Below are 25,673 nucleotides of genomic sequence, written 5' to 3'. Positions count from 1 at the left end.
AGAAGGTTTCGACGCCAGTTCATCTTATTCTTTTGCGGCGCCGATAAAAATCCCCGCCGGCTGCCCTGTAACCGGCGGGGATTGGGGCGTGGCTCAGGCCACGCAGATGAGCCCCTCCGCATCGAGCGAAAGGGGAATGCGCATCAGCGCACAGCCCTGACCGAATCCGGCAACGCCTTCGCCGGTCAAAAGGTCGAATTCGGCGTGATGGTTCGAGCACATCAGCCTTTGCCCGTCGGCGGTGGTCACGTCTTCCGAGCGGAAGGTCAGCGGAAGGCCCTGATGCGGGCAGGCGTTGAGAAAGGCCGCAAAGGCCTCGCCCTTGCGCACCAGCAAGATGGGGAAGTCGCGGCCCTTGCCCGAGAAGGTGACGGCCAGCGTGCCGTCTTCAGGCAGGTCGCTTGTGCGTGCGATCACGGCGCCCGAATCCGGTGCACCGCGCACACGCTGCCAACTCATGGTGTCAGCCATAGGATCTCCCGTTTGGCCAAGTGGGGCGCCTGCTGTGCAGACGCCCCGGCCGCTCCAGTGGCCTGACTATTCGGCCGCGTCGGTGCCGAGCACGCCGCGGCGGATCTGGTCTTCCTCGATCGATTCGAACAGGGCGCGGAAATTGCCCTCGCCGAAACCGTCGTCGCCCTTCCTCTCGATGAACTCGAAGAAGATCGGGCCGATGGCATTGGCCGAGAAGATCTGCAGCAGGATCTTGGTCATGCCGCCTTCGACAACGCCTTCCCCATCGATGAGGATGCCGTTCTTTTCCAGCCGGTCCATGTTTTCGCCATGCCCGGGCACGCGGCCTTCGACCATGTCGTAATAAGTCGAGGGCGGCGAGGGCATGAAGGGCAAGCCATCCGAACGCAGGCGTTCGATCGATTCATAGATATCGTGGCAGCCACAGGCGATGTGCTGGATACCTTCGCCCTGGTATTCCTTGAGATATTCCTCGATCTGGCTTTTCTCGTCCGCACTTTCGTTGATCGGAATGCGGATCTTGCCATCGGGGCTGGTGAGGGCCTTGGAGTAAAGGCCGGTCAGCTTTCCTTCGATGTCGAAATAGCGGATCTGCTTGAAGTTGAAGATCTTTTCGTAGAAATCCGACCAGACATCCATGCGTCCGCGATGGACGTTGTGGGTCAAATGATCGAGATAATAGAGCCCGATGCCTTCGGGATAGGGGTTGGCTTCGCCGACCCAGTCGAACTCGGCTTCATAAGCGGAGCCCTTTTCGCCATAGGTCTCGACGAAATAGAGCAGCGAGCCGCCAATGCCTTTGATCGCGGGTACGTCGAGCGCCTTGGTGCCCTCGGCCGGATCATAGGGTTCGGCGCCGTTTTCGAGCGCACGCTTGTAGGAGTGTTCGGCATCGACGACGCGGAAGGCCATGGAGGGCGCGCACGGGCCGTGCTTGGCGACGAAATTGACGCCCTGGCTGCCCGGTTCCTCATTGACGAGATAGTTCACATCGCCCTGGCGATAGACCGTGATCGCTTTGGTCTTGTGTTTGGCGACAGGGATAAAACCCATCAGCGAGAAGAGCTTATGCAGCTCTTCGGGTTCCGGATGGGCGTATTCCACGAATTCGAAACCGTCGGTGCCTGCCGGGTTTTGATCGGTGATCTTCGCCGGCGGCGCGTCATGCGGATAAGGACCCATTTCAGACCTCCTCACAATCTGTGCATTTGTGAAACACAATCTATCACTGAACACCCGCAAATGCTGTGCAAACACGTCTGGATTTGTTAGAGATGCGCACTGTTGATGCGTACAACAGGGCAATACACGCGGGGAACGTGCATGGACGCTATTGATATGAAATTGCTGTCAGCGTTGCAGGAGGATGGCTCGCTGACAAACGCCGAACTGGCTGACAGGGTGGGGCTTTCAGCCTCCCAATGCTCGCGGCGCCGGGCGGCGCTCGAAAAGGCCGGAATCATTCAGGGCGTGAGGGTTTTGCTGTCGCCCGAAGGGCTCGGGCTCGAGGTCACGGTGCTGGTCCAGGTCCGGCTGGCGACGCACTCCGCGCACAATGCGCGGCGATTCGAGGAACTGGTGGGTGACATCGACGAGGTGCAGGAATGCTATCTCGTGACCGGTGACTATGATTACAGCCTCAAGATGGTGCTCAAGGACCTCAAGACGCTGGCGACGATCCTGAATAAGGTCTTTCTCGCCCATGACAGCGTCTCCCAGGTGCATTCGACCATCGTGCTCGAGCGCACCAAGGAAACCTCCAAGCTGCCGATCAATTCGCGCTTGCCGCTGATGTAAGCGGGTTCACGGCGGCTCCCGAACCGCGTAAACAGGCCTCCACGGGCGCAGCGAGCCGAGTGCGGCCCTGCGCCCCGGGGGTTTGTCAAACGGAGGGGCATATGCTCAAGGGGCCGGCACGTCTTGCCGCAATCGTTATCGCCGCCACGGGGCTGGGCACGCTGGGGGCTGCGGCGCAGGACTACACCTTGCGCCTGCACCAGTTCCTGCCTGAAACATCGACCATTCCGCGCGAAGTCCTGGCTGGTTGGGCAAAAGCGATCGAACTGGAATCCGGGGGACGGCTCGCCGTCGAGCTTTACCCTTCGATGCAGCTCGGCGGATCGCCGGCGGATTTGTACGATCAGGCGCGCGATGGCGTGGCCGATATCATCTGGACGGTGATCGGCTATACACCCGGGCGTTTCCCGACGGCAGAGACGTTCGAACTGCCCTTCATCATCAGGGACGGGAAAACCACGTCGCGGGCCTTTCACCGCTTCATGGTCGAGAATTCAGGCGATGAGTTCGACGAAACGCACGTCCTTGCCTTCCACACCCATGGTCCGGGGCTGATCCACTCGCAAAAGCCCGTGCGCTCGCTCGAGGATATGGCAGGGCTGAAGGTGAGGGGTGGCAATCGGGTCATCAACATGATGCTCGAGGAACTCGGCGCGGTACCGATCGGCATGCCGGTGCCTGCGGTGCCCGAAAACCTGACCCAGGGTGTGATTGAAGCGGCTACCATTCCCTGGCAGGTCACGATTGCGCTCCGGATCGCCGAACTGGTTGGGTATCACACCGAATTTGAAGGTGAGACAGGCTGGTACAGCCAAACCTTCGTGTTGACGATGAACAAACAGTCCTATGAGCGCCTGCCTGAAGATCTTCAGGAGATCATCGACGAATATTCGGGTGAAGATCTGGCGGCCTGGATGGGCGAAGCGATGGACGAAGACGACTATTACGGGCGCAAGATCGCCGAGGAGGCGGGCAACGAAATCATCGTGCTTGGTCCCGACGAGGTCTCCCGCTGGCAGGAAGTTGGCGAACGGGTTACCGAACGCTGGATCGGCGAAATGGCCGACAAAGGCTATGACGGTGCCGCGCTCCTGGCCCGCGCCAAGGAACTGATCGAAGAAAGCGCGAATTTCGTCGAAGATGAAGAGTAGAGCCGACGGGCGGGCTGTTGCTCGCCCGGTTCGTCTTGTGGCGCACGGGTTTGCCCTGATCGGCGGGCTCATCCTTTGCGCCATGGCGCTGATGAGTTGTGTCAGCATTGCCGGGAGGGCGCTGGTTCCATTGGGACTTCGGCCGGTCCCGGGCGATTTTGAGTTGATCCAACTCGGCGCCGCAATCGCAGTCGCCTGCTTTCTGCCGCTGTGCCAACTCGAAGGCGGGCATGCCGCCGTTGATTTTCTCGCGCGACGCTTTGTGCGGCCGGTACGGTATGTGCTCGACCTCGCTGTGGCGCTCGGCTTTGCTGTTATCGCCTGCCTTCTGGCCTGGCGGCTGGGCCTCGGGTTGTTTGACAAATTCCAGAGCGGCGAAACCACCTATATCCTGCAGTTTCCGGTCTGGTGGTTTTATGCCGGGGTGATGATCCCCGGGGTGGCATGGGCCGGCATCAGCCTTTTTGGCGCCGCGTTGGCGGTCACCGGAAAGCCGCTTGAGCGTGGCGGGGAGCCTGTCGGGCCATGATTGCGGGCCTCAGCGGCGCGACACTCGGTTTTGCCGGGCTCGGCCTATTGCTGGCCCTGATCCTCATTCGCGTACCCGCGGGCCTTGCCATGCTGGTCTGCGGCGTGGCGGGCAGCCTGCTCGTGCTGGGCACACCGGCGCCCATGCTCGCGCAGCTCAAATCGGTCATGGTGAGCACCTTTTCCAACCACGGGCTGGCGGTGGTGCCGCTATTCATTCTCATGGGCCAGTTTGCCGGTCTTGGCGGAATCTCGGAGGCATTGTTTCGCGCAGCTGACGCCGCGATGGGCCGGCGACGCGGCGGTGTTGAAGGCGCGACCGTGCTGGCTTGTGCGGGGTTCGGGGCGATCTGCGGGTCTTCCCTGGCCACGGCGGCGACCATGGGTCAGGTGGCCCTGCCAGAGCTCAAGCGGCGCGGCACAGATGATGCGCTTGCCGCGGGAGTGCTGGCGGCGGGAGGAACGCTGGGCATCCTGATACCGCCATCGGTCGTGCTGGTGATCTATGCCATTCTTGTCGAGCAGAACGTGGCGACCCTGTTTGCCGCGGCGCTCATCCCCGGTCTTCTGGCGGTGCTCGGCTATCTTGGCGTGGTGTGGATAATGACGCGGAACCGGCCTCAAACGCCCGAAAACCGCGCTTTCGATGATGCCGAGCTGTGGGCGGCCTTGCGGGCTGTGTGGCCGGCGGCAGCCATCTTCCTGATTGTGATTGGCGGCATTTACACAAGGGTCTTCACGCCGGCAGAAGGGGCCTCGGTGGGGGTGGTCGCCACTGCGGTTCTGGCCTTCGCGCGCGGCGGACTGAACCGGCAAACTCTGCTCGCGGCTTTCAAGGCGACGGCGATCACGACCGCGATGATCTACTTCATTCTGTTGGGAGCCGAAGTGTTCAACAGCTTCCTGGCCCTCACGCGCCTGCCGGCCATGCTGGCGTCATTCATTGCCGAAGCGCCGGTGCCACCGCATCTTCTGCTGGCCGCTGTGCTGCTGGGCTTCGTGGTGCTCGGCTGTGTCATGGAAAGCCTTTCCATGATCATTCTGGCCGTCCCGGTTGTCTTTCCGGCCCTGGCAGGGCTGGATTTCGGCCTGACCCATGATCAGTTTGCGGTCTGGTTCGGTATTCTGGTGCTGATCGTCGTCGAACTGGGCCTGATTACCCCGCCGGTCGGGCTCAACCTGTTTGTCATCCGGCGCGTGGCGCCAACCATCGAGCCTGCGGCTCTCTATCGCGGTGTCCTGCCGTTTGTGGGTGCGGATCTGATCCGGATCAGCCTGCTCGTCGCCGTGCCCTGGTTGAGCCTGGTGCTCACCGGTCTGGGCACAAATTAGGACAAGTTTTACCAATTATCAAAGCAACTTAACCATGGCAGACGAAAACACGGCTTTGACGAGTTGCTAGTTGTTCTTGAGTAAGGTTTCGATGCGATTTTAGGCCCCGAATTCAAAACAGGGGTCTTCTATGTCGGCCGAAACGGCGCTTCCCCACATTGATGAGCAATCCGCGGATCGGCACCAGCCCGGCGCCATTGCGGCGTCGCGCGGTGTCACTGCCGAGCTTGTCGCCCCGGGCGAATGGGATCGCCTTGTCGGCGAGATGGATGGCGTCTGCCAGGAGCAGCTGGTCGCGTTTTCGGCCGTACGCTGGCCCAATATGGAAATCGATGCCCTCCGATTTACCCGTGCCGGCTCCGTCATCGGCGGTTGCCTGATCATGCACAAATCCTTGCCGTTCCGGCTTGGCGGCTTTGCGGTGGTCAAATGGGGGCCGGTGCTGGCCGACCAGAACTCTGCTGATGCGCCGGCGAACTACGCGGCGATGGTCGATATCCTCAAGCAACGCTATGCGGCAGAGAAGGGGCTGATGCTCTCCATCTTGCCGCGCGCCATGCCGGTCGAGGACAATTACGCGCATGCGGCACTGGCAGAGCAGCAGTTCCGGCCCGGCCCGCAGCTGCCCTATCCCAACCGGTATTTCGTGCGGATCGGGCTGTCGTCCGAAGAGACGATGAAGAGCTATGCGCAAAAGTGGCGCTACCATTTGCGAAAGTCGGAGAAGGAAGAGATGACGTTCGAGCTTTGCGGCTCTGACGCGCTCTATGTGTTCAACGCGCTTTATGAAGAAATGTCAGCGCGCAAGCAGTTTCCTGATTATTCCGCTTTCACGAGCCTGCCTGACTTGATGAAGGCCGATCCAGGCGTTCGGCCGGAAGTGTTCATGGTGCGCAAGCAGGGGCGGGCCGTCGCCGGCGCGGTGATCTTCACCGCCGGGGAGACCGCGGTCTATCTCTATGGCGCAACCAGCGACGACGCTTTGCCGCTGAGGGCCGGCTATTTCATGCATGGCCGGATCATCGAATGGCTCAGCCGGAACCCGCGCATCAAATGGTATGATCTGGGCGGGACGGATGGCTTCGACGGGCTGCACCAGTTCAAGGCGGGCATGGTCGGCAAGGCCGGCATGATCACTCAGGTGCCGCCGGTCATGCATTACGCCCATCATTGGTGGCCACGCCTTTTCGGCACAACCATCTACGGCATTCGCGATCTCCGCGCCCGCATCAAGCGCGTACTGGACCGCAAGGCCCCCCGGGGCTAGGCCGCAGCATGGCGCGCATCAGCCACGTCATCTCCAAGAGCACAGCGATCTTCGGCAGCCGTTTGTTCGGCGCCGGGCTGCTGTTCGGCGTGCAGATGCTTATCGCCAATCTGTGGGGAGCGGAAACGCTCGGCCAGTACCTGCTGCTGGTGGCCGCGATCAATCTCACCGCGATGGTGTTGCCGCTCGGTTTTCAGGTCATCGCCAGCTATTTTGCCGCCGAATATGCCACCAATGGCAGAGGCGACCTGCTGCGCGGCTTTGTCGGCACGGCGGTTCTGCATGTCGTGGTGTTGTCGAGCCTCCTGCTCGCCGCGTTCATGTTTCTTCCGCTGCCGCAGACAGAATGGGTCGAGACCTTGTCTCCGGTCGGCGGCGCCTGGCTTGCCGGTGCCGTGGCACAATCGGTGGTGTTTATCTGCGGCGGCATGCTTGTGGGGCTCAGGCGGCCCCTGGTGGCATTCGCGCCGGACGTCGTTGTGCGTCCGCTGGCGATGATTGCGATTGTCGGGGCCCTTGCTGTGTGGGAAGGCGGGGCAACGCTGCCCTTCGTTCATCTGGCGCTCGGCCTGACATTGGTTCTCGCGCTGAATGCTGTCGGGCACGGCGTGATCACCTATCGCGCCGTCAATCGTGTGCCGCGCGGATCGGGAGAGGGGCTGGGCACCGCCTATGCCCGCTGGTGGCGGTTTGCAGCGCCCTGGGTGATCATCGCGGCCGCGACCGATTTCCTGTTCGATTTCGACCTCATTCTGATCTCGAACCTGATGACCCATGAAGAGCTTGCGGTCTTCGGGGTCTGTGTCCGGTTCTTCGTCCTGGCCAGTTTCGGTATCGGTGCGGTCTATTCGGTGTTCCTGCCGGACCTGTTCGCCTCCAATGCGGGAGAAGACAAGGCCGCATTCACCCACCGGGTGGTGCAGTCCAACCTGATCGCGCTGGCGGTATCGGTTTTGGCCCTGATCGCAGCGGCCATTCTTGGGCCGCTCGCCCTGTCCCTGTTCGGCCCTGCCTTCGAGCAAGGCTATCCCGCCTTGCTGGTGCTGATGGGCGGGCTGGTCATCCGGTCGGCCTTTGGCCCGGCAACGCTCGTCCTGAGCTTGCGTGACCGGCCCTATGCGGCGCTGCCGGTGGTGCTGGGCGGGCTGATCACGTTGGTCGTGGCCAATTTCGTGCTGATCCCGGCCTTTGGCCTCAATGGTGCGGCGCTGGCGGCATTGGCCGCCCTGATGGCGCTGTCTGCAGGCTGGTGGGGGATGTGCCGGGCGGTGACCGGCGCCGATGTTTCGGTGTTTGCCGGATTGAAGCTCGAGGCGGGGCGCCCGGCTCTCGATGCCGAAGGGCAAATCCCCGACATCCGCTGATCGCGCCAAGTTCTACCTGGCGGTCAATGCCTTGATGCGGCGGGCCACGCGGCCAAGCCGGCCCGGCTGCTCGAGCGTCACATAGCCCGGGTTCACCTTCTCGAAGGGCAGGTCGAACATCAAATAGTTCTCGCCAAAGATATGCTGCTGAAGTTCGGCCACGAGCTGCCAACCGAACCTCTTCATCAGGATATTGGCGGCCCGGTTGTCCGGCCTGGTGAACGTGACGGCCTTGTGGAAGTCGCCACGGTCGAAATGCTCCGCCCAGCGCCTCAGGGAAAACTGGGCAATCCCCGAGTTTCTGTAGGGGAAGGACACGTAGGACCAATAAAGGAACAACACCCCGCAATCGGGGCCGGAAAACTGCACCGAAGCCCGTTCGCCGTCAGCTTCGCCGATAAAGATGTGCCACGGGTCGTGGGCGAACAGGTCATCAACGAATTTCCGGTTGAGCCTGGCCTTCTCCCAGGCCTTGAAACTGTCGTTGTAATAGGGTGAAGTATCGATCGCCTCGACAAGGCGTTCATATGCCCAGTCGAGGTCACCTGCCGTCGACGCTCTGACGGAAAAATTCGGTCGCGCGTTATCGTCCATTATCATCACCTTTTGCGCCCACGCCCCGAGGCTAGCGGGAATTGTTTGCGTTTTCCTTGCGACAACGTGCGTCGGTTATGTGTTTGAAACAAAGGGGATGGTGTGGCTATAAAGCGCGTCAAAGAGGCACCTTGAGGAGGGTAACCCATGAGTAGCGATATTTTCGAGCCGCCTGCGGAGATCGCGGCGCGCGCCCAGATCGATGCTGCGAAGTACGAAGATATGTACGCGCTATCGATCGCTGATCCGGATGCATTCTGGGGCGAGCAGGGCAAACGGCTCGACTGGATCGAGCCCTATACCAAGGTCAAGAACACCACCTTCGAATACCCCGATGTCTCCATCAAGTGGTATGAGGACGGGGTTCTCAACGTTTCCGCCAACTGCATCGACCGGCATCTCGAGACCCGGGGCGACCAGACCGCGATCATCTGGGAAGGGGACAACCCGGATGAAGACAAGCACATCACCTATCGCGAATTGCATGAGCATGTGAGCCGGCTGGCCAATGCCTACAAGGCAATGGGCGTCAAGAAGGGCGACCGGGTCTGCATCTACATGCCGATGATCCCGGAAGCCGCTTATGCCATGCTGGCCTCCGCCCGCATCGGGGCCGTTCACTCGGTGGTGTTTGGCGGGTTTTCGCCGGACGCGCTGCGCAGCCGCGTGCAGGATTGCGGCGCCACGATCGTCGTGACCGCCGATGAGGGCGTGCGCGGTGGCAAGGCCGTGCCGCTCAAGGCCAATGTCGACAAGGCGCTCGATGGTGTCGATGGCGTCAAGGTGCTGATGGTCAAGCGCACCGGCGGCGATGTCGGCTTCGTTGATGGCCGCGACCACTGGTATCACGAGGAAACCGCAAAGGCCTCGCCGGACTGCCCGCCCGAGCCGATGAATGCGGAAGATCCGCTGTTCATCCTTTACACCTCGGGGTCGACCGGCAAGCCCAAGGGCGTGCTGCACACGACCGGTGGCTATCTCGTCTACACCTCGCTGAGCCATCAGCTGGTTTTCGACTACCATGATGGCGATATTTACTGGTGCACCGCCGATGTGGGCTGGGTGACCGGGCATTCCTATATCGTCTATGGCCCGCTCGCGAACGGCGCGACGACGCTGATGTTCGAGGGCGTGCCGAACTATCCGGATGCCTCGCGCTTCTGGAAGGTCTGCGACAAGCACAAGGTCGACATCTTCTACACCGCGCCGACCGCGATCCGTGCGCTGATGGGCGCCGGCGATCATTTCGTCGACAACGCCGATCTGTCGAGCCTGCGGATCCTGGGCACGGTGGGCGAGCCCATCAACCCCGAGGCCTGGCGCTGGTATCACGAAAAGGTCGGCCGCGGACGCTGTGCCATCGTCGACACCTGGTGGCAGACAGAAACCGGCGGGTTCATGATTACCCCGTTCCCCGGGGCGACGGCCACCAAGCCGGGCTCGGCCACCAAGCCGTTCTTCGGGATCAAGCCTGAAATCCTGTCCGCCGAAGGCGAAGTGCAGGAAGGCAATGGCGTTGAAGGCGTGTTGTGCATCGCCGACAGCTGGCCGGGCCAGATGCGGACGGTCTATGGCGATCATGACCGCTTTGTCTCGACCTATTTCGAGACCTACAAGGGCTACTATTTCACCGGTGACGGCTGCCGCCGGGATTCCGACGGCTATTACTGGATCACCGGCCGCGTCGACGATGTGCTGAACGTCTCGGGCCACCGCCTTGGCACCGCCGAGGTCGAAAGCGCGCTTGTTTCGCATGACAAGGTCTCCGAAGCTGCCGTAGTCGGTTATCCGCACGACATCAAGGGGCAGGGTATCTATTGCTATGTCACGCTAATGTCCGGGCAAGAGCCTTCCGACGACCTCAAGGCCGAGCTCAAGAGCTGGGTGCGCAAGGAAATCGGACCGATCTGTACGCCCGACCTCATCCAGTTCGCTCCCGGCCTGCCCAAGACCCGTTCGGGCAAGATCATGCGCCGAATTCTGCGAAAGGTTGCCGAGAACGACTATGGTTCTCTTGGCGATACTTCGACGCTGGCTGACCCGGGCGTTGTCGACGATCTGATCGAGAATCGCCAGAACCGCTGATTGATAAGTGGTTTTACGGATCAAGGGCGGCCTTCGGGCCGCCCTTTTTTTTGTCCGAACGGTTCAAGATCTAACCGTTCGATTCATGAAATGAAAACCGCATTTGGAGCTTTCCCGGCGCGTTAAGTGTTGCTTGGGCAGCCTGTTTCATAGTGAACCCCGGAAAAGTCCTTAGGGACGACAAATGTGGGGCGTCACAATGAACAACGCGGCGAAAATCATAGGTGCGGCTCTTATAGCCATCACCAGTCTGAGTGCGGTTCCGGCCTGGGCAACTGACTGGGTTGCCGACAAGTTGCGCGGACCGGTCCATTTCCTTTCCGACGGTGAATGGCAGGAGCTTGTGCGCGGCGACGAACTGCCGGATGGCGTGATCCTGCGCACCGGCAAGGGCGGTCGCGTGGAGTTACGGCGCGGCAAGGAAGTCATGAATCTGGGAGCAAACACCCAGATCCGGGTCGTCGACCGGGCACCCGGGGAAAAATTCACCAATGTGTATCAGGATTTCGGCACGCTCGATGTTGACGTCGAAAAGCGCAATGTTCGGCATTTTGCCGTGATCACGCGGCAACTCGCTGCCGTGGTGAAGGGAACCCGGTTCAGCGTCGATGCGGATGAAAACGGGGCCATGGTCAAGGTCGAACGCGGCGTGGTGCAGGTGCAGGACGCCAAGCGTCGGGCCCGTGTCGATATCCGTCCGGGCCAACAGGCAGGCGCCAGCGAAGACACCGGCATGTCGCTTGAGGTTGATGGCGAGGGCAGCCTGCCTGCCGTTGTGGACATGGCGACCGGCAAACCAGTGGATCCGGGCAGTCAGGGCAATGGCAACGGCCTCGAAACGGCACCTGGCCAGCTCAAGAAGACCGTCGGGAACACCGTTGATGCCTTGACCGGCAACGGCAACGGAAACAGCGGCAACAATGGCAACGGCAATTCAAACAGCAATGGGAATGGGAACGGCAATGGCAACGGTAATGGCAATAGCAACGGTAATGGCGGCGGTAACGGCGGCGGCAACGGCAATGGCGGCGGCAACGGAAATGGTGGCGGACAAGGCAACGGCGGGGGCCTTGTCAAGAAACTGACCAACACTGTTGGCGGACTGCTCTAGTCCAGAATTACCCGGATGCGCGGGCCCAGAGTGGCCGGCGCATCCGGCTTAGCGTCTCGGGGGCAACGTGACCAAAGCAATCAAACAGATTCTCACTGCTGCCGTGATTTCGGCGGCAGTGTTTGTTGCTGCGGCCTTCGGTTTGTTCCAATCCGCCGACCATGCGCTTCAGGACCTGCGCTTTTCTCTCGGCAATCGCGCACCCACCGGTGACATCGTCATGGTGTCGATCGATTCCCGGGCGCTTGACACCATCGGTGTGTGGCCCTGGCCCCGCCGGGTTCATGCCGAGCTGATCGATGTCCTGCTCGATTACGGCGTCGACGAGATCGCGTTCGATGTCGATTTCTCCTCCCGTTCGACGCCGGAGGACGATGCCGCTCTCGCCGCCGCGCTTGAGCGAGCAGGGGGGTTCGTAACTCTGGCCAGTTTCCGCCAGCCAGTGGAACTCGCCGATGGGCGCGTGGTCGAGGCGATTAACGCCCCGCTTCCTGCATTTGCCGAGCATGCGTGGTCAGCGGCCGTAAATGTGGTTGCCGACAATGACGGCGTGATCCGCCGATTTCCCCGCTCGGTGATGATTGGCGGGGAAGCCACAAGTTCGTTGCCCAGCGTGCTCGCGGGCATGGAATCCGAGGATCTCTCGTCATTCCTGATCGATTATTCGATCGATATAGAATCCGTCGAAGTCATCTCGGCCGCGGACGTGCTCACCGGGCAGGTCGATCCCGACCGCTTGCGCTCAAAAAATGTGGTGATTGGCGCTGGTGCAACTGAACTTCGCGACAATCTCGTCGTGCCGCGGTTTGGCATTGCCTACGGCCCCATCCTGCAAATCGCAGCTGCAGAAACCCTGCTTCTTGACCGGAACCTCGTGCAGACCGGTCCCGGCGTTACAGCCCTGCTCGGGCTGGCCCTGTGCCTCGGCATTGTGTTCCTCAAACGCGATTACAGCGGTTGGGCCGTTTTGAGTTTCTCATTTGTGGGTTCGTTCGGTCTCGAAATCGCGGCCATGGTGCTGTTCGACCGTGCCGGGATCGTGACTGAGACCGCCGGCGCCCATGCGGCCTCGATCGCCCTGATCCTTGCAGTGATGAGCCGGGAGATCGATCTGCGCGGCCTTCTGGCGCGGACCAAGGAACGCGAGCAGGCCGCGACACAAGCCATTCTGGACCGGGTGATCAAGGATCACTTCGACGGGGTGGTGGTCGTCAATCAGGAGGGCGTTATCCTCACGGCCAGCGATCCGGTCGCCCGCCTCCTGCACAACGATGGCCGTTTGACGGGCGAAAACGTCGTAGCCGCGCTGCCGCCGGTGCTGGCCGAAGCGGTGATGGAAGTGATGCGCAATCCCGGGGCCCAACAGAGCTACCGCGAGCCGGTCGAAGCCATGTTGGCCGGGCCCTCGAGCGGCAGCGAGTTTGTCATCGAGTTCACGATATCGGTTTCCGAAGTGCCGGGCGTTGACGAGACGACCGTTGAGCGCGTGGCATGCCTGACCTTCCGGGATATCACGGAGCGGACCCGGCACCAGGCCGAAGTGCGGTTCCTGGCCGATCATGATGCATTGACCGGGGCCCTTTCGCGGACGCGTCTGGCCACCGATATCTGCCATTTCTTCGAGAACTGGCGGACCGACGATGTCGGTGTGACGCTGGTCTTGATCGATCTCGACCGGTTCAAGAACATCAACGAATCCCTGGGACACGGTGTAGGGGATGAAGTGCTCTGCCAGGTAGTGCGGCGGCTTGAGGGTCTCGACGGCTTCTGCGTTTCCAGGCTCGGGGCGGACCGGTTCGCGCTGGCCGTGCCGCGCGTGCTGACGCTCGAAGAACGTGTCGGCTTCATCAAGGTTCTGATCGAAATCCTGTCTGCGCCCTATGTGATCAACGAACACCGGGCGGTGATCGGGATCAGTGTCGGGCTGACGGATTCCAATGCGTCGGGCAGCGATCCGGAGACCCTGATCGCCCATGCCGACATGGCGCTCGCCGAAGCCAAGGAGCAGCCGGGCAACAGCCACTGTTTCTTCCATGCCGAATTCGATGCGCGGGTGAAGCAGTTCCAGCGGCTCGATGTCGCGCTGCGCGAAGCCCTTGAGCGCGACGAGATGCGGATCGTCTACCAGCCGCAGGTCGATCTGCAGACTGGTCAACATATTGGCGCCGAAGCCTTGATGCGCTGGCACAATCCGCTGTTGGGCCATGTGTCTCCGGCCCAGTTCATTCCGCTCGCCGAAGACAGCGGGCTGATCATGATGCTGGGCTCATGGGCCATGCGCAAGGCGTGTACGGATGCAGTGACATGGCCCTCGAACTGCCGTGTCGCCGTCAATGTTTCGGCGCTTCAGTTCGAATATGGCGATGTGCTCACGGAAATCGACCAGGCCCTCGAACTGTCCGGCCTGCCGCCGGAGCGGCTTGAAGTCGAAATCACGGAAAGCGTGTTTATCCGCAAGCCGGAGAGCTTCATTGCCACCCTGTCGCAAATCCGCGACCGTGGCGTGGCGGTTGCGCTTGACGATTTCGGCATGGGGTATTCCTCGCTCGGCTATCTGGCCCGGCTGCCGGTCGATACGGTCAAGATCGACCGCTCCTTCATCAAGGACCTGCCCGAGGATATCTCCTCCATGGCCATCGTGCGTTCGATCCTGACGCTGTGTGACGCCCTCGATCTCGCCGTCGTGGCCGAGGGGATCGAGACGGCGGATCAGGCCTGGGTCCTCAAGCTCGCCGGCTGCCAGATCGGGCAGGGCTATCATTTCGGGCGCCCGCAGAGCGCGGCGGAGATTGCCGAAGCCTTTGCCGGACCACTGCCGATCGCTGTCGGCGGCCGGGGATAAGGGCTTCTCCACTTTTTCCTTCTAGTCTGCCATTTCGCCGCCACAGCAATTGCGCAGGGTGGCGCAAATGGCTCGGGATATTCGGATATGATCAGGCGACTTCTGATTGCGATGCTGGTGATCTCAACGGCGCTGTCCGCGTCCGTGACCGCACAGGCACAGGACATCCGGGCCAAGGCCGGCCAGATGCTGCTTCTGGGTTTTCAGGGCGACAGCGCCGCGAACGACTGGCCCCGCGGCATGGCTGCGCTGATCCGCGATGGCAAGATCGGCGGGCTGATGTATCTCAAATACAATGTCGCTTCCCTCAATGCCGTCAAATCGATGAACCAGATGTTCCTCGAAGCCGGCGGGCGGGTGCCGCCCTTCATCGCCCTCGACCAGGAGGGCGGCTATATCGAGCGGCTGACAGAGGCGGTGGGGTTCGAAGAGATCCCGACGGCGCAGTGGATCGCGGAAAACCGGTCTCCGCGGCAGGCGGAGAATGTCTACAAATCGCTGGCATCCTCCCTCAGGGCCTTGGGATTCAACCTCAATTTCGGTCCGGTGGTTGATGTCAACGTCAATCCGTCCAACCCGATCATTGCCAAATACGGCCGGTCCTACTCGGCCGATCCGGCCAAGGTTTCGGCCTATGCGCGCGCCTTTGTCGAGGGACACCGGGCTGCCGGCGTGTTGACCGCTCTCAAGCATTTCCCCGGGCACGGCTCCAGTACGGGCGATACCCATGAAGGCTTTGTCGATATTTCGCAGAGCTGGTCGCAGGCCGAGATGCAGCCCTATGCGGCGCTGGCGCAGAGCGGGGATATCGACATGGTGATGTCGAGCCATCTGTTCATGGACCGGTTCAACCAGGATGGCGGACAGGCCCCGGCAAGCCTCTCACCGATCGGGATCAAGTTCTTCCTCCGCCAGCCGCTGCGCTATGACGGCGTTGTGATCACCGACGACCTCGAAATGGGAGCGATCCGCAAGCATTTCAGCCTGTCGGAAACGGTCATCAACGCAGTCAATGCAGGTAACGATATCCTGTTGTTTTCCAACACGGTTTCGCCGCATCTCGGGCTCGCCGACGAGATCCTCGACATCATGGTGACAGAGGCCGAGCGCGATCCGGCTTTCGCGGCGCGGATCGATGAGAGCTATGGCCGGATCATGGCGCTCAAGTCCCGCTTGCGGGGGTGAACGTGATCCATTGATCACCAGAATTCATCAGGAAACGGCTTGCCTTGTATTTAGGTCAGGTTTATTGACTTAAATATGGACGCCGTACTGACTGCCATCATCAGTTTCCTGACCCTTGCCATCCCGACCTATTTCTCGCCGGGACCCAATAATCTCATGCTCATGACATCCGGCGCCAAGTTCGGCGTCCGGCGTACCGTGCCGCATGCGCTGGGGATCATATTCGGGTTCGGGTTCATGGTGTTCCTGGTGGCTCTGGGGCTCGGGCAGGTGTTCCAGGCCTATCCGGTGGTCAAGGACGTGCTGCGCTATGCGGCGGCGGCTTATTTCCTCTATCTGGCCTGGCGGCTTCTGGGGCTGCGCATCGACATGTCGGGCGGAGAGACGGCGGGCCGGCCCATGACGTTTCTCGAGGCGGCCGCGTTCCAGTGGATCAATCCCAAGGCGTGGGCGATGGCGACGGGCTATGCCGCGGCATTCGTTGCCAGCGGGGATTGGTGGCTGGCTTCGATCCTGTGGCTGACGGCGGGCACGGTCGCGCTCGGTCCGTTCAGCGCGGTGATCTGGGTCGGTTTCGGACGGCAGCTGGCGCTGTTGCTGCAGCGCACTGGCCTCGAGCACGTTCTGGGCTGGATTCTGGCGGGCTTGATGCTGATCGCTGTTGCCCTATTTGTGTTTTGAACCGCAGTTTGGTTTTTGATCGGTATCGGCGCTCGGGCTATACTGTCACACAAATGTATCCTGAATCGCCGATAGGCTTCCGTTGAAGCCTGACAGTCATGTGAGTTCACAGTGTCGGACGAAATAGAAACACGCCGCACCCGGGCGCTGTTCATCTCGGACCTGCATCTTGGAATGCGGGCCATCCGGGTCGAACAGCTTCTGAATTTCCTGAGGTGCCACGACGCCGACACCATCTATCTTGTGGGCGACATCATCGACGGCTGGCGGCTGCAGAAAAGCTGGCGCTGGCCTGAGCAATACAATCTTTTGACCCAGAAACTCCTGCGCAAGGCCCGCAAGGGCTCACGCATCGTGTATCTGCCGGGCAATCACGACGAATTCCTGCGCGAGTATCTCGGCACCCATTTCGGGGACATCGAGATCGTCGACAAGGTCGTGCACCACACCGCCGACGGCAAGCAGTACCTCGTCATCCATGGCGATCAGTTCGACGTGGTCGTGCGCCACGCCAAATGGCTCGCTCATCTGGGGGACTGGGCCTACAACTCGGCGTTGCGCGTCAACATCCTGATCAATTGGGTTCGCCGTAAACTCGGGCTCAAATACTGGTCGCTTTCGGCCTGGGCCAAGCACAAGGTGAAGAATGCGGTCAGCTTCATCGGCCGTTTCGAGGAAGCGCTGGCGCTCGAAGCCAAGCGGTCCGGGGTCGACGGGGTGATCTGCGGGCATATTCATCACGCCGACATGCACCACGAATTCGGCACGCATTACATCAATACCGGGGACTGGGTTGAGAGCTGCACCGCGGTCGTTGAGAACTATGACGGGAGTTTCGAGTTGATCCGTTGGACGGATCTCCATGTGGAATCCCTCGAAAAACCCAGGGCAGGGAAGGAAAGGGCGGTCGCGTGACACGGCTGATCATCGTTACCGATGCCTGGCACCCCCAGGTCAACGGCGTGGTTCGCTCGCTCGAAAGGGTGGGCCGTGAACTCGTCGGTCTCGGCTACGATGTGAGCTATCTCACCCCCGAGCGGTTCTGGACCATGCCGCTGCCGACCTATCCTGAAATCCGCCTCTCGCTCGCCCCGTTCGGCGCCATTGCCGAGACCATTGAAGGGGGCGATCCCGACCATATCCATATCGCGACCGAAGGGCCGCTGGGGCTGATGGCGCGGTTCCACTGCGTCACCAACCGGCTGCGCTTCACCACGAGCTATCACACGCGGTTCCCTGAATATGTCGCGGCGCGGCTGCCGGTGCCATCCGAATGGTCCTATGCCTATCTGCGCTGGTTCCATGCGGGGGCCAGTGCGACGCTGGTGCCGACGCCGAGCGTGGCACGCGACCTCGAGGCGCGCGAATTCACAAATCTGAGCCTCTGGTCGCGCGGGGTCGATGCGGCCCAGTTCGCGCCCGGGCCCAAGACCCGCTTCACCGATCTGCCGGGGCCGCACATGCTCTATGTCGGTCGGGTGGCGGTCGAAAAGAATGTCGAGGCGTTTCTCAGGACCGATGTGCAGGGCACCAAGATCGTGGTCGGCGACGGCCCGCAGCTCGCCGAACTCAAGCAGCGCTATCCGGAGGCTGTGTTCCTCGGCAAACGGGTGGGGGACGATCTGATCACTGCCTATCAGAGCGCCGATGTTTTCGTGTTCCCCTCGAAAACCGATACCTTCGGCAATGTCATGATCGAGGCGATGGCCTGTGGTCTCCCGGTCGCGGCCTATCCGGTGATGGGGCCGGTCGATGTGCTCACCGACCCGCGCGCCGGCTCGATGGACGAAAACCTCAACCAGGCGATCCGCAAGGCGCTGCTGCTCAACCGGGACGACGCCCGCCGCCATGCCCAGCGCTTCACCTGGCGCGAATGCGCCGAACAGTTTGCCGCTTCGCTGGTGCATGTGAGAACAGAAGCGGAGGAAGTGGCCGCCTGAGGCCGGTTTCCCGACAGGTCCGCTCCCGCTTGCCAAATCGGTCATGCGCGCGCAGACTTTGCGTTCTGACTCACGTCCCGTCCGGGAGAACTTCCTTTGACTACGGCCATGCCGGGACGGGCGCTTTCGCCTGAAGCCCGAACATCGATCTTTTACGCCACCCTGTTCAACACGGCGGCGGTGGCTAACCCGTTTCTGCCGATCTGGCTGAACGAGCAAGGCATCGCCGAAACGCAGATCGGCACGATCAGCGCCGCGCCGATCTTTGTGATGATCATGCTCAATCTCGTGGTCGGGCGCATTGCCGACAAGGCCAGCGACTGGCGCCAGGTGATCATCGCCGGGGCGCTGCTGGCCGCAGTGTTTCCGTTGCTGCTGTTTTTCGTGGATGGCTATTGGCAAATCCTGATCGTGTGGACCTTGCTAATCGTGCCGATCCAGGCCATCGCGCCGGTCGTCGATGCCGCCGCAATGTATCTGGCGCGCCGGCACAATGTGAACTTCGGCATGATGCGGGTCTGGGGCACGGTGGGGTTCACCGTGGTGACTGTGGTTTCCGGGCTTGTGCTCGGCTGGCTCGGCGCGGGTGCCTTTGTGCCGATCATTGTGGCGGTCAATGTCGTGCTGATCCTGGCCGCGCTGCAATTGCCGCGCTTCCGGCAGGCCGGTGAAGAGCCGCCCAAGGGTTTTTCGACGCCTTCCACCCGGTCTTCGCTGCCGTCTCAGCCTTCCTCGGTTGTTACCGCCGAAAGCCGGCCGCCGCATCCGCTTGTTGCCACCAAGCTGTCACAGGCCTGGCGGCCATGGTACTTCCTGCCTCTGGTGGGCGGGGCGCTTCTGCAGGCGAGCCACATGGCGCAGATGGGCTTCGGTTCGCTATTGTGGAAGCGCGCCGGCATTCCCGAGGGGCTGATCGGTCCGCTCTGGGCCGTCGCGCCGGCCTGCGAAATCATCATCATGCTCTACTTCCACCGGTTCGCACGGCGCTTTTCTGCGCGCCATCTGCTACTGGCGGCGTGCCTGTTAGCCGCGGTCCGCTGGGTGGGTTTCGCGCTCCAGCCGGATATCTGGTGGTACATTCCGCTGCAGGCGCTGCACATGGCCTCGTTCGGGCTCGGTTATCTCGGCATGGTCAATTTCATTGCCAACTGGACCAGCGAGGATATCGCCGCCCAGTCCCAGAGTTTCTATGTCACCATCCGTCAGATTGCGATGGTGCTGGCGCTCACCGGTTTCGGCTTCCTTGTCGCGCGCATCGGCTCCGATGCCTATTGGATGGCCGGGGTGACCGCGCTGGCCGCAGCGGTGTGCATGATGATCTCGCTCAGGATGATGAGCCCGCGCCAGGAACTCGACGGCTAAGGGGACCCTTGCGGGTCCTGCCGCAGCTCACGGCACACTCTCAAAGAAAAACCCCGCCTCGATGAGAGGCGGGGATGAGAGCCTGCATCAGCAGGATCGAGGGGCGGCCGTGCGGTGCCGCCCACTCGTGAAGCTCTAGTCGAGCCGGCCGCTCGAATGGGCCAGCATGGTGTAGACCTTGCCGCGCTCGGAGATCAGAACCTTCTGGGAATCGGCGATGCCGCCGGGTCCCTGGGAAGCTTCCTTGAGCTGCTTTTCGAAGTCCGCCATGTAGGCCTTTGCGGCCTGCGAGAATTCCGGCTCACGGCGGATCTTCTTGCGGATTTCGTCAAAGGTGCCCTGACCGGACAGCGTGTAAAGCCGGCGGGTGAAGGCATTGGCCTCGCCGCGGCGGAACCGCTGCCATGCTTCAGCCAGCGCGCCGTCGTCGATGGCATTGACGATGTCTGTCATCAGGCTCGGCAGGCCATTGGCGTTCTGCTCGTTTGCAGTGGCGTTCCGCAGCAGATCGCGCAGCCAGCCCTCGTCGCCACCGCTTGTGGACGCCTGCGCCGGTGCGGCCGGGCGGCTCAGCGGTGCAGCCGGCTTGGCAGCAGCGGGCTTGGCGGGTTCGGGCTTTGCCAGCTCGGGAGCCGGAGCAGAGGCCTGTGCGGGTGCCGGGGCCGGTTTTGGCTCGGGTGCCGGAGCAGGGGCCGGGCGCGGCGCGGGCTTGCTGGCCGTCGAGACGTCACGCGAGATCGGCTGCGCCTTGACGATGGCATTGAGCTCGTTCAGCGCTTCGATCTGTTCGGCAACGACCCGGCGCATGGCGGCGGCGCTCGCCTTGGTTTCCTCGGGCAGTTCCATCACGCCGCGCTGCAGTTCGGCACGGGTGTTGGCCAGTTCCTTTCCGACCTCGCTTGCGGTGCCGCGCATGGCTTCCGCCGTCTCGGCAAACTTCGCGCTCGCCTCGGCGATGGCTTCCTGCAACTCGGCGATGAGCGCCTGCTGGGTCGAGCGCAGGGCTTCCCCGGTGCGCTGGCCCTCGCCACTGGCGGTTTCGGCGACCGAGCGCAGATTGTCGGCGAGCTGGTTCGAGCTGTCGCGGACCGCGGCTTCCATCGCCTCGCGGGCGCTGGAGATGCGGGCCTCGGTTTCCTCGACCGTTCCCGACAGGGATTCGGCAAAGGCCCGCAGGCGCTGATCGATCTCGTCGGCGCGGGTAGAGAAACCGGCCACCATGGCATCCATGGCTGCGCGGCCGCCTTCCAGGGTCTCGACGGTAACCGTGCCGGCCTCGGTGAGGTCTCGGGCGGCAGTCGAGAAACCGGCAGTGTGCTCGGTGAGGTTCGACTTGATGGATTCGATTTCTTCCAGCAGGCCGGAGATCGTGCCGCGCAGGGCATCGACGTGGTTGTTCATCAACTGGCCGGCTTCGCGGGTGTCGATGACAGCGTCGCGAATGGTTTCGGCGTAGTTGGTGGTGTGCTGGCCAACCGACTCTTCAAGCTGCGCCAGGCTCTCGGTGGACGTATCGAGGATCTGCTGCAGGCTCTGGTTGGAGGCGTTGAGCCGTTCGAGAACCGCGGCCACTTCCGAAGCGATCCGCTCGGTGGAAGCAGACATGATGCCTTCGGCCTCGGACGCATTGAGTTCGAGGGCCGCGCGCAACACATTGCCATGGCTCTTGAGATTGTTTTCGAGCTCGGAGCCCTTTTCCTCGATCATGAGCTGGTAGGCAGCAGCGTGGGATTCGAGGGCTTCGGCCAGGGCCTTGGACTTTTCGGAGACCAGGGCCTGGAAGTTCTCGGAATTCGAGGCCACGGCGTCGTTGAGGGCGGCCGCGCGCTGATCGACCAGCGTGCGGAATTCCTCGGTGCGACCGGAGACCACTTCGTCGAGGGCTGCGGTGCGCTGGGCGACCAGTTCCTCGAAGGCGATGGTGCTGGTGGCCAGCTTTTCCGCAAGGGTGCCGGTGCGGGCCTCGATGAGGCTTTCGAACTCTTCCGTGCGGCTCGACAGGGCTTCGGAGAGGGTGCCGGTCCGGGCTTCCACGAGCGTTTCGAATTCCTCGGTGCGATGGGCGAGGGCTGCGTTGAGCGCCGCGGATTTCTGGTCGACCAGCGAACGGAAGGTTTCCGAAGAGGTGCTGACCAGGTCGCTGAGGGTGCGTGTGCGCTCGTCGAAGGTGGTCTCGAACTCGCCAACCCGTTCGGACAGGGCGTTGTGAAGCGCTACAGCCCGCTCGTCCACCTTCTCGCGGAAGGTGTCGGCCTGGGTAGACAGGGCCGTCGAGAGCAGGGCCGACTTCTGGTCGATCAGGCGACCGAAGGAATCCGAATTGGAGTTGAGGGCGCCGGTGATGGCGTTCGCCTTGGAATCGATCAGATCGATCAGCGTCTCGCTCTGTTCGCCCAGCGATTCACGCAGTGCGGAGAGCTTGGAGCCCATAAGCTGGTCGAGATTGGCGGTCTGATAATCGATGGTCTGATTGATCGTTGCGGTCTTCTCGTCCACCAGGGTGGTGAACAGGTCGACCTGGCCCGACAGCAGGCTGTGCAGCTGCTCGGCGCGCTTCGACAGGTCCTCGGCGGTCTCGACGGCCTTCTCGCCGACCAGAGACTCGATATTCGCGGTGGCAGCGCCGAGCTGGGTCATGGCCTGGCGGACAATGCCGTCCATGCGCGACGCGGCATCCTCGACATCGGTCGACAGGCGCATGGCCAAACCGCCGACGCGCTCGTTGAGTGTCGATTCGATGCGCTCGGCACCGGATTCGAGGTCGATCATCGAGGCGGAGATGGTGGTGTTGATGGTCTCGTGCAGCGCGTTGAGGCGTTCAGCGGAGATTTCGACACGCGATGTGATCGCCTCGGGCAGGGTACCCAGGCGGCTGTCCACCATGTCGGTCATGCGATGCACCGAGCCATCGAGACGGGTCTCGATGGTATCGAGGTGCTGGTCGACGCGGCTCGACATTTCCTGGCTCGAACGCGAGAGCAACTCGGTCGAGCGCTCCATGGCCGAATCCACGGTCGAAGACAGCGACTGGACGCTGGTTTCGATCGACTGGGTGGCCCCGGTGACCTTGGCGACCATGCCTTCTTCGGCGCCGGAGATGCGCAGGACGGCCTCGTCGACGCCACGGCCCAGGCTTTCGTTGACCTCGGCCACCTTCTGCTCGATCAGCGCAGACACCTGGGTGGTGCGGCTGTCCATGGTCTCGGTGATGTTGGTCAGGCTCAGTTCCACCTTCTCGGAGAAGTGTTCCGAGGAGCGGGTGAACGCGTCCGCGAATTCGCGGGTATGCGTGGTCATCACCTCGTTGAGGTGCGAGGCCTTCTCGTTGAGCGCGGTTTCAAGCAGGTTGGCGTTCTCGGTCAGCACCTGCTGCTGGCGGGAGAGGGTGGAGATCAGGGCTCCGCCCTTGTCGCCGACAACCTCGTCCATCGACTTGATGTGCGCCTCGAGCGAGCCGGTGATCTCGGTCACACGGCCGTCGAGATAGGTCATGCCGTCCTGGCCGGCCTTGAGGAATGCGGCACGCGCCTGATCAGTGTTCTCCTCCATGGTGGAGGCCATCTCGATCAGTGCGGTCTGGATGCGGCTTTCGAGATTGTTGGACTGAATGGCGAAGGCTTCGTCGAACCGGTCGCCGATATCGGTCAGCGTGTTGTTGGCCGCGTTTGCCTTCTCGACGATATCGCCGGAGAGACGCTGGCCGACATTGGACAGGCGCTCGGCGATCTCGTCGCTGCGCAGCGACAGGTCGACGAGGATCGATTCACCTGACGCGCGCAGGATATTGGCCAGCATGGCCGATTTCTGCTCAAGCTCGATAGTGAAGGCGGTCGAGCCTTCGTTGAGCACGCGGGAGAGTTCGCTGGTGCGGCTGTCGATGGCTTCGCTGAGTTCGCCCGAGCGGTTTTCCAGAAGCGTCGAGAACTCGGCCGTGCGGCTGGCCAGGGCGCCGTCAAGCTGCGTGGAGCGCTGATCGATCGCGTCGATGAACTGACCGGAACGACCGTCAAGCGCATCGGCCAGGGCGTTGGTGCGGTCTTCGATGGCAGCAGAGAAGCGGTCGGTCGTCTCGTCGAGTGCGGTCAACAGATCCGAACGCCGGCCTTCAATGGTCCTGGCAAAGGCCGTGGTCTTGTCATCGAGGATGTTTTCAACCAGCGAGCCCATTTCCTGAAGGGTCTCGGTGACCTCGGTGCCCTTGTCGCCAAGGCGGACGGCGAGTTCGCCGGATAGGGAATCGATTTGCAGGCGCAGGGCTTCGCCAGCGCCTTCCAGTTCAGCGGTAAAGGTACCCTTGGCGCCGGAAATCGCTTCGCGAACCCGTTCGGCATTGGTGATCAGCGCCTCGCGCTGGCCCGACAATTCGTCAATCAGGGCGCGCATGCGCGCTTCATTGTCCGAATAGGAGCGCTCGAGGGAGTTCACTTCGTTATGGACCATCACCTCGATCTCGGAAGCGCGCGAGAGGGCGCGTTCGAGACCGTCGCCAATGGCGTTCACTTCGCGGCGCACGGCCTGGGCCACGGTGGTGATCTGCTGGGTGGCTGCGGTTTCGGGCTCCGAAAGGCGCAGCGCTGCCTGGGTCATCGAGTTGGCCGCAAGGCGCAGGTCCTGCGCGCGGCGCATCAGGAAGCCGAGGGCGAAGAAGCCGAGGACGGGAAGGGCAAGAACAGCGAAGAAGCCCGAGAATTCGGGGCTCTGGACGAAGGCGCGGAGCTGTTCGGGCTCGGAGAAGCTGTCGCCGAAGTTGAAATAGCCGATGGTGCCGACGCCGGCGATCCACAGAACCGAGGCGATCACCGCAAACCAGAACGGCGCCGATGAAGGCTTGTTCTGCAGCGAATACAGGATCGAGGAGCCGAAATAGCGGTCGTCATTGGCAACATTGGCCGCACGACTGGCGATTTTCTCGGCGGAGCGGCGCCGGTCGCCGGACGGCTCAGGGCGTGAGGGTTTGGCCTGTTCCTGCTGGTTGCCCGCGTTCGCGCCGCCTTTTTGCAGGGCGCTCTCGACCGCGGAAAACGCCAGTGCCGCCGGGTCATTCGATTTATTGGCCATACTCTTTACATTCCTTAGTCCGCACTTCCCGTACGAGCGGTATCGTGTGGGCCCTTCCAACCTCTTAACACCAGAGGTGATCGGGGAGCGTCCTCTTGGAGGGAAAACAGTTGTTAACTCAGTCTGTTAACCACCCCATGCCCACGCCGCCGCGCGTTGGTATCATGTACTATTACACGAATTCTCGGTGCAACCGAGACCATCTTTAAGAAATCGTTAACGCAATCACTCAAATGCCACCAGAGTTTGATCCATCGGGCGTTCCTGCCTTAAGCCACCATTCATCTGTGAACAGTATCGTTAAAGGTGAGGCGCGGTGGCGCGCACAGCATGGAGCCGACGATGGGACAGGCGAATCCCGTATCCAACATTGAACCCTTCGGACCGGTCAAATCCCACCGCGAGCGACCCATTGATCTGGTTCACCTCGCGCGCCAGACCATGGGCGACCGGGGACTTGAATGCGAGATCCTGAAACTGTTTGACCGGCAAATGCGTCAATATGTTGAGCGCATTCGCAATACCCATGATCGCGCGGCGCTGGCTGTGGAAATGCACACCCTCAAGGGATCGGCCTTCGGGGTCGGCGCCGAGGCTATCGGCAAGCTGGCCCAGACCGGCGAACGCGAGATCGCGCGGCATGGCGGGGTGAGCCCCGAATTGCTTGGCGACCTCGAAACGGCGATCGCCGAAGCCAACGCCTACATCGCCGATATCCTGGCCGAATAGGCCATTTGCGGCTCCCCCCGGGGCGGGAGCATTCGCTTAACCTTACCTGCGGAAATCGGGGCAATTGCGCGCAGCGTGTCATTTCGGGACGGGCGGGCTTGCACGGTCTCGAAAGCGGGGGCTATAAGGCCGCGCCGCCTGTTATGCGCACCTGTTTCTTTCCGCGAGCGTCC

Annotated in this window: 19 protein-coding genes; 15 read left to right on the top strand and 4 right to left on the bottom strand. The window is 62.0% G+C overall.

The window, feature by feature from the left end; genetic code table 11:
• Window positions 1–93: 93 nt before the first annotated feature.
• Together G489_RS0106970 and hppD are read right to left on the bottom strand one after the other, a co-directional pair.
• The gene (locus G489_RS0106970; protein WP_081691444.1) at window positions 94–471 is read right to left on the bottom strand and encodes a Rieske (2Fe-2S) protein; all 378 of its coding nucleotides are present in this window, start codon (window positions 469–471) and stop codon (window positions 94–96) included.
• A gap of 66 nt (window positions 472–537) precedes the next feature.
• Complete coding sequence (hppD, locus tag G489_RS0106965; RefSeq protein WP_029040933.1) at window positions 538–1,656, bottom strand: 4-hydroxyphenylpyruvate dioxygenase; 1,119 nt, start codon at window positions 1,654–1,656, stop codon at window positions 538–540.
• 141 nt (window positions 1,657–1,797) lie between these two features.
• Between hppD and G489_RS0106960 the strand changes: the two genes are divergently transcribed.
• The 6 genes from G489_RS0106960 to G489_RS0106935 all read left to right on the top strand — a co-directional run bounded on the left by G489_RS0106960 (window position 1,798) and on the right by G489_RS0106935 (window position 7,913).
• Entirely contained in the window at window positions 1,798–2,271 is a 474-nt protein-coding gene (locus G489_RS0106960; RefSeq protein ID WP_029040932.1) for an Lrp/AsnC family transcriptional regulator, read from the top strand.
• Between the two features lie 101 nt (window positions 2,272–2,372).
• Window positions 2,373–3,422, top strand: a complete 1,050-nt coding sequence (locus tag G489_RS19470; RefSeq protein WP_035871836.1) for a TRAP transporter substrate-binding protein — start codon at window positions 2,373–2,375, stop codon at window positions 3,420–3,422.
• Window positions 3,412–3,951 carry a TRAP transporter small permease gene (locus tag G489_RS0106950; RefSeq protein WP_035871834.1) on the top strand — a complete coding sequence of 180 codons (540 nt, stop codon included), beginning with the start codon at window positions 3,412–3,414 and terminating at the stop codon, window positions 3,949–3,951. The genes G489_RS19470 and G489_RS0106950 overlap by 11 nt, the downstream gene beginning before the upstream one ends.
• Window positions 3,948–5,282, top strand: coding sequence for a TRAP transporter large permease (locus G489_RS0106945; protein WP_029040930.1), 1,335 nt, complete (start codon window positions 3,948–3,950; stop codon window positions 5,280–5,282). Before G489_RS0106950 ends, G489_RS0106945 begins: the two co-directional genes overlap by 4 nt.
• Before the next feature lie 130 nt (window positions 5,283–5,412).
• The gene (locus G489_RS21685; protein ID WP_051332391.1) at window positions 5,413–6,549 is read left to right on the top strand and encodes a lipid II:glycine glycyltransferase FemX; all 1,137 of its coding nucleotides are present in this window, start codon (window positions 5,413–5,415) and stop codon (window positions 6,547–6,549) included.
• Window positions 6,550–6,557: 8 nt separating this feature from the next.
• Window positions 6,558–7,913, top strand: a complete 1,356-nt coding sequence (locus tag G489_RS0106935) for a lipopolysaccharide biosynthesis protein (protein ID WP_029040929.1) — start codon at window positions 6,558–6,560, stop codon at window positions 7,911–7,913.
• A 12-nt stretch (window positions 7,914–7,925) separates the two neighbouring features.
• Here G489_RS0106935 and G489_RS0106930 read toward each other — a convergent pair whose 3' ends face one another.
• Window positions 7,926–8,507, bottom strand: a complete 582-nt coding sequence (locus G489_RS0106930; RefSeq protein WP_029040928.1) for a GNAT family N-acetyltransferase — start codon at window positions 8,505–8,507, stop codon at window positions 7,926–7,928.
• Between the two features lie 147 nt (window positions 8,508–8,654).
• Here G489_RS0106930 and acs point away from each other — a divergent pair, with 147 nt between their 5' ends.
• The 8 genes from acs (at window position 8,655) to G489_RS0106890 (ending at window position 19,713) form a co-directional block, all read left to right on the top strand.
• The gene (acs, locus tag G489_RS0106925; RefSeq protein WP_029040927.1) at window positions 8,655–10,592 is read left to right on the top strand and encodes an acetate--CoA ligase; all 1,938 of its coding nucleotides are present in this window, start codon (window positions 8,655–8,657) and stop codon (window positions 10,590–10,592) included.
• Between the two features lie 199 nt (window positions 10,593–10,791).
• On the top strand, window positions 10,792–11,703 hold the full coding sequence (locus tag G489_RS19460; protein ID WP_051332390.1) for a FecR family protein: 912 nt from the start codon (window positions 10,792–10,794) through the stop codon (window positions 11,701–11,703).
• Window positions 11,704–11,770: 67 nt separating this feature from the next.
• Window positions 11,771–14,545, top strand: coding sequence for an EAL domain-containing protein (locus G489_RS0106915; protein WP_029040926.1), 2,775 nt, complete (start codon window positions 11,771–11,773; stop codon window positions 14,543–14,545).
• An 87-nt stretch (window positions 14,546–14,632) separates the two neighbouring features.
• Window positions 14,633–15,730 carry a glycoside hydrolase family 3 N-terminal domain-containing protein gene (locus G489_RS19455; protein ID WP_051332389.1) on the top strand — a complete coding sequence of 366 codons (1,098 nt, stop codon included), beginning with the start codon at window positions 14,633–14,635 and terminating at the stop codon, window positions 15,728–15,730.
• Between the two features lie 75 nt (window positions 15,731–15,805).
• Window positions 15,806–16,411, top strand: a complete 606-nt coding sequence (locus G489_RS0106905; protein ID WP_051332388.1) for a LysE family translocator — start codon at window positions 15,806–15,808, stop codon at window positions 16,409–16,411.
• 111 nt (window positions 16,412–16,522) lie between these two features.
• Window positions 16,523–17,326: a UDP-2,3-diacylglucosamine diphosphatase gene (locus tag G489_RS0106900; protein ID WP_029040924.1), complete on the top strand. Its 804-nt coding sequence runs from the start codon at window positions 16,523–16,525 to the stop codon at window positions 17,324–17,326.
• Window positions 17,323–18,351: a glycosyltransferase family 4 protein gene (locus G489_RS0106895; RefSeq protein ID WP_029040923.1), complete on the top strand. Its 1,029-nt coding sequence runs from the start codon at window positions 17,323–17,325 to the stop codon at window positions 18,349–18,351. The genes G489_RS0106900 and G489_RS0106895 overlap by 4 nt, the downstream gene beginning before the upstream one ends.
• Window positions 18,352–18,447: 96 nt before the next feature.
• Window positions 18,448–19,713 (top strand): MFS transporter, encoded by a 1,266-nt coding sequence (locus G489_RS0106890; protein ID WP_155889332.1) that lies wholly within the window; start codon window positions 18,448–18,450, stop codon window positions 19,711–19,713.
• A 135-nt stretch (window positions 19,714–19,848) separates the two neighbouring features.
• On the opposite strand, the gene G489_RS0106885 is transcribed toward G489_RS0106890, so the two are convergent.
• Window positions 19,849–24,771 carry an apolipoprotein A-IV repeat region-like domain-containing protein gene (locus G489_RS0106885; protein WP_029040921.1) on the bottom strand — a complete coding sequence of 1,641 codons (4,923 nt, stop codon included), beginning with the start codon at window positions 24,769–24,771 and terminating at the stop codon, window positions 19,849–19,851.
• Window positions 24,772–25,113: 342 nt separating this feature from the next.
• Between G489_RS0106885 and G489_RS0106880 the strand changes: the two genes are divergently transcribed.
• On the top strand, window positions 25,114–25,500 hold the full coding sequence (locus tag G489_RS0106880) for an Hpt domain-containing protein (protein WP_051332387.1): 387 nt from the start codon (window positions 25,114–25,116) through the stop codon (window positions 25,498–25,500).
• Window positions 25,501–25,673 lie beyond the last annotated feature (173 nt).

Source organism: Cucumibacter marinus DSM 18995 (genome assembly GCF_000429865.1).
Classification (GTDB): Bacteria; Pseudomonadota; Alphaproteobacteria; order Rhizobiales; family Devosiaceae; genus Cucumibacter; species Cucumibacter marinus.
This window is presented reverse-complemented; position numbering and strand designations above follow the sequence as displayed.

What these genes read in the sequence shown, in the direction of transcription:
- G489_RS19455 (WP_051332389.1), top strand. Translation starts at nt 14,633, where the DNA reads ATGATCAGGCGACTTCTGATTGCGATGCTGGTGATCTCAACGGCGCTG.
- acs (WP_029040927.1), top strand. Translation starts at nt 8,655, where the DNA reads ATGAGTAGCGATATTTTCGAGCCGCCTGCGGAGATCGCGGCGCGCGCC.
- G489_RS0106970 (WP_081691444.1), bottom strand. Translation starts at nt 471, where the DNA reads ATGGCTGACACCATGAGTTGGCAGCGTGTGCGCGGTGCACCGGATTCG.
- G489_RS0106950 (WP_035871834.1), top strand. Translation starts at nt 3,412, where the DNA reads ATGAAGAGTAGAGCCGACGGGCGGGCTGTTGCTCGCCCGGTTCGTCTT.
- G489_RS0106885 (WP_029040921.1), bottom strand. Translation starts at nt 24,771, where the DNA reads ATGGCCAATAAATCGAATGACCCGGCGGCACTGGCGTTTTCCGCGGTC.
- G489_RS0106880 (WP_051332387.1), top strand. Translation starts at nt 25,114, where the DNA reads ATGGGACAGGCGAATCCCGTATCCAACATTGAACCCTTCGGACCGGTC.
- G489_RS21685 (WP_051332391.1), top strand. Translation starts at nt 5,413, where the DNA reads ATGTCGGCCGAAACGGCGCTTCCCCACATTGATGAGCAATCCGCGGAT.
- hppD (WP_029040933.1), bottom strand. Translation starts at nt 1,656, where the DNA reads ATGGGTCCTTATCCGCATGACGCGCCGCCGGCGAAGATCACCGATCAA.
- G489_RS19470 (WP_035871836.1), top strand. Translation starts at nt 2,373, where the DNA reads ATGCTCAAGGGGCCGGCACGTCTTGCCGCAATCGTTATCGCCGCCACG.
- G489_RS0106905 (WP_051332388.1), top strand. Translation starts at nt 15,806, where the DNA reads ATGGACGCCGTACTGACTGCCATCATCAGTTTCCTGACCCTTGCCATC.
- G489_RS0106960 (WP_029040932.1), top strand. Translation starts at nt 1,798, where the DNA reads ATGGACGCTATTGATATGAAATTGCTGTCAGCGTTGCAGGAGGATGGC.
- G489_RS0106935 (WP_029040929.1), top strand. Translation starts at nt 6,558, where the DNA reads ATGGCGCGCATCAGCCACGTCATCTCCAAGAGCACAGCGATCTTCGGC.
- G489_RS0106930 (WP_029040928.1), bottom strand. Translation starts at nt 8,507, where the DNA reads ATGGACGATAACGCGCGACCGAATTTTTCCGTCAGAGCGTCGACGGCA.
- G489_RS19460 (WP_051332390.1), top strand. Translation starts at nt 10,792, where the DNA reads ATGAACAACGCGGCGAAAATCATAGGTGCGGCTCTTATAGCCATCACC.
- G489_RS0106945 (WP_029040930.1), top strand. Translation starts at nt 3,948, where the DNA reads ATGATTGCGGGCCTCAGCGGCGCGACACTCGGTTTTGCCGGGCTCGGC.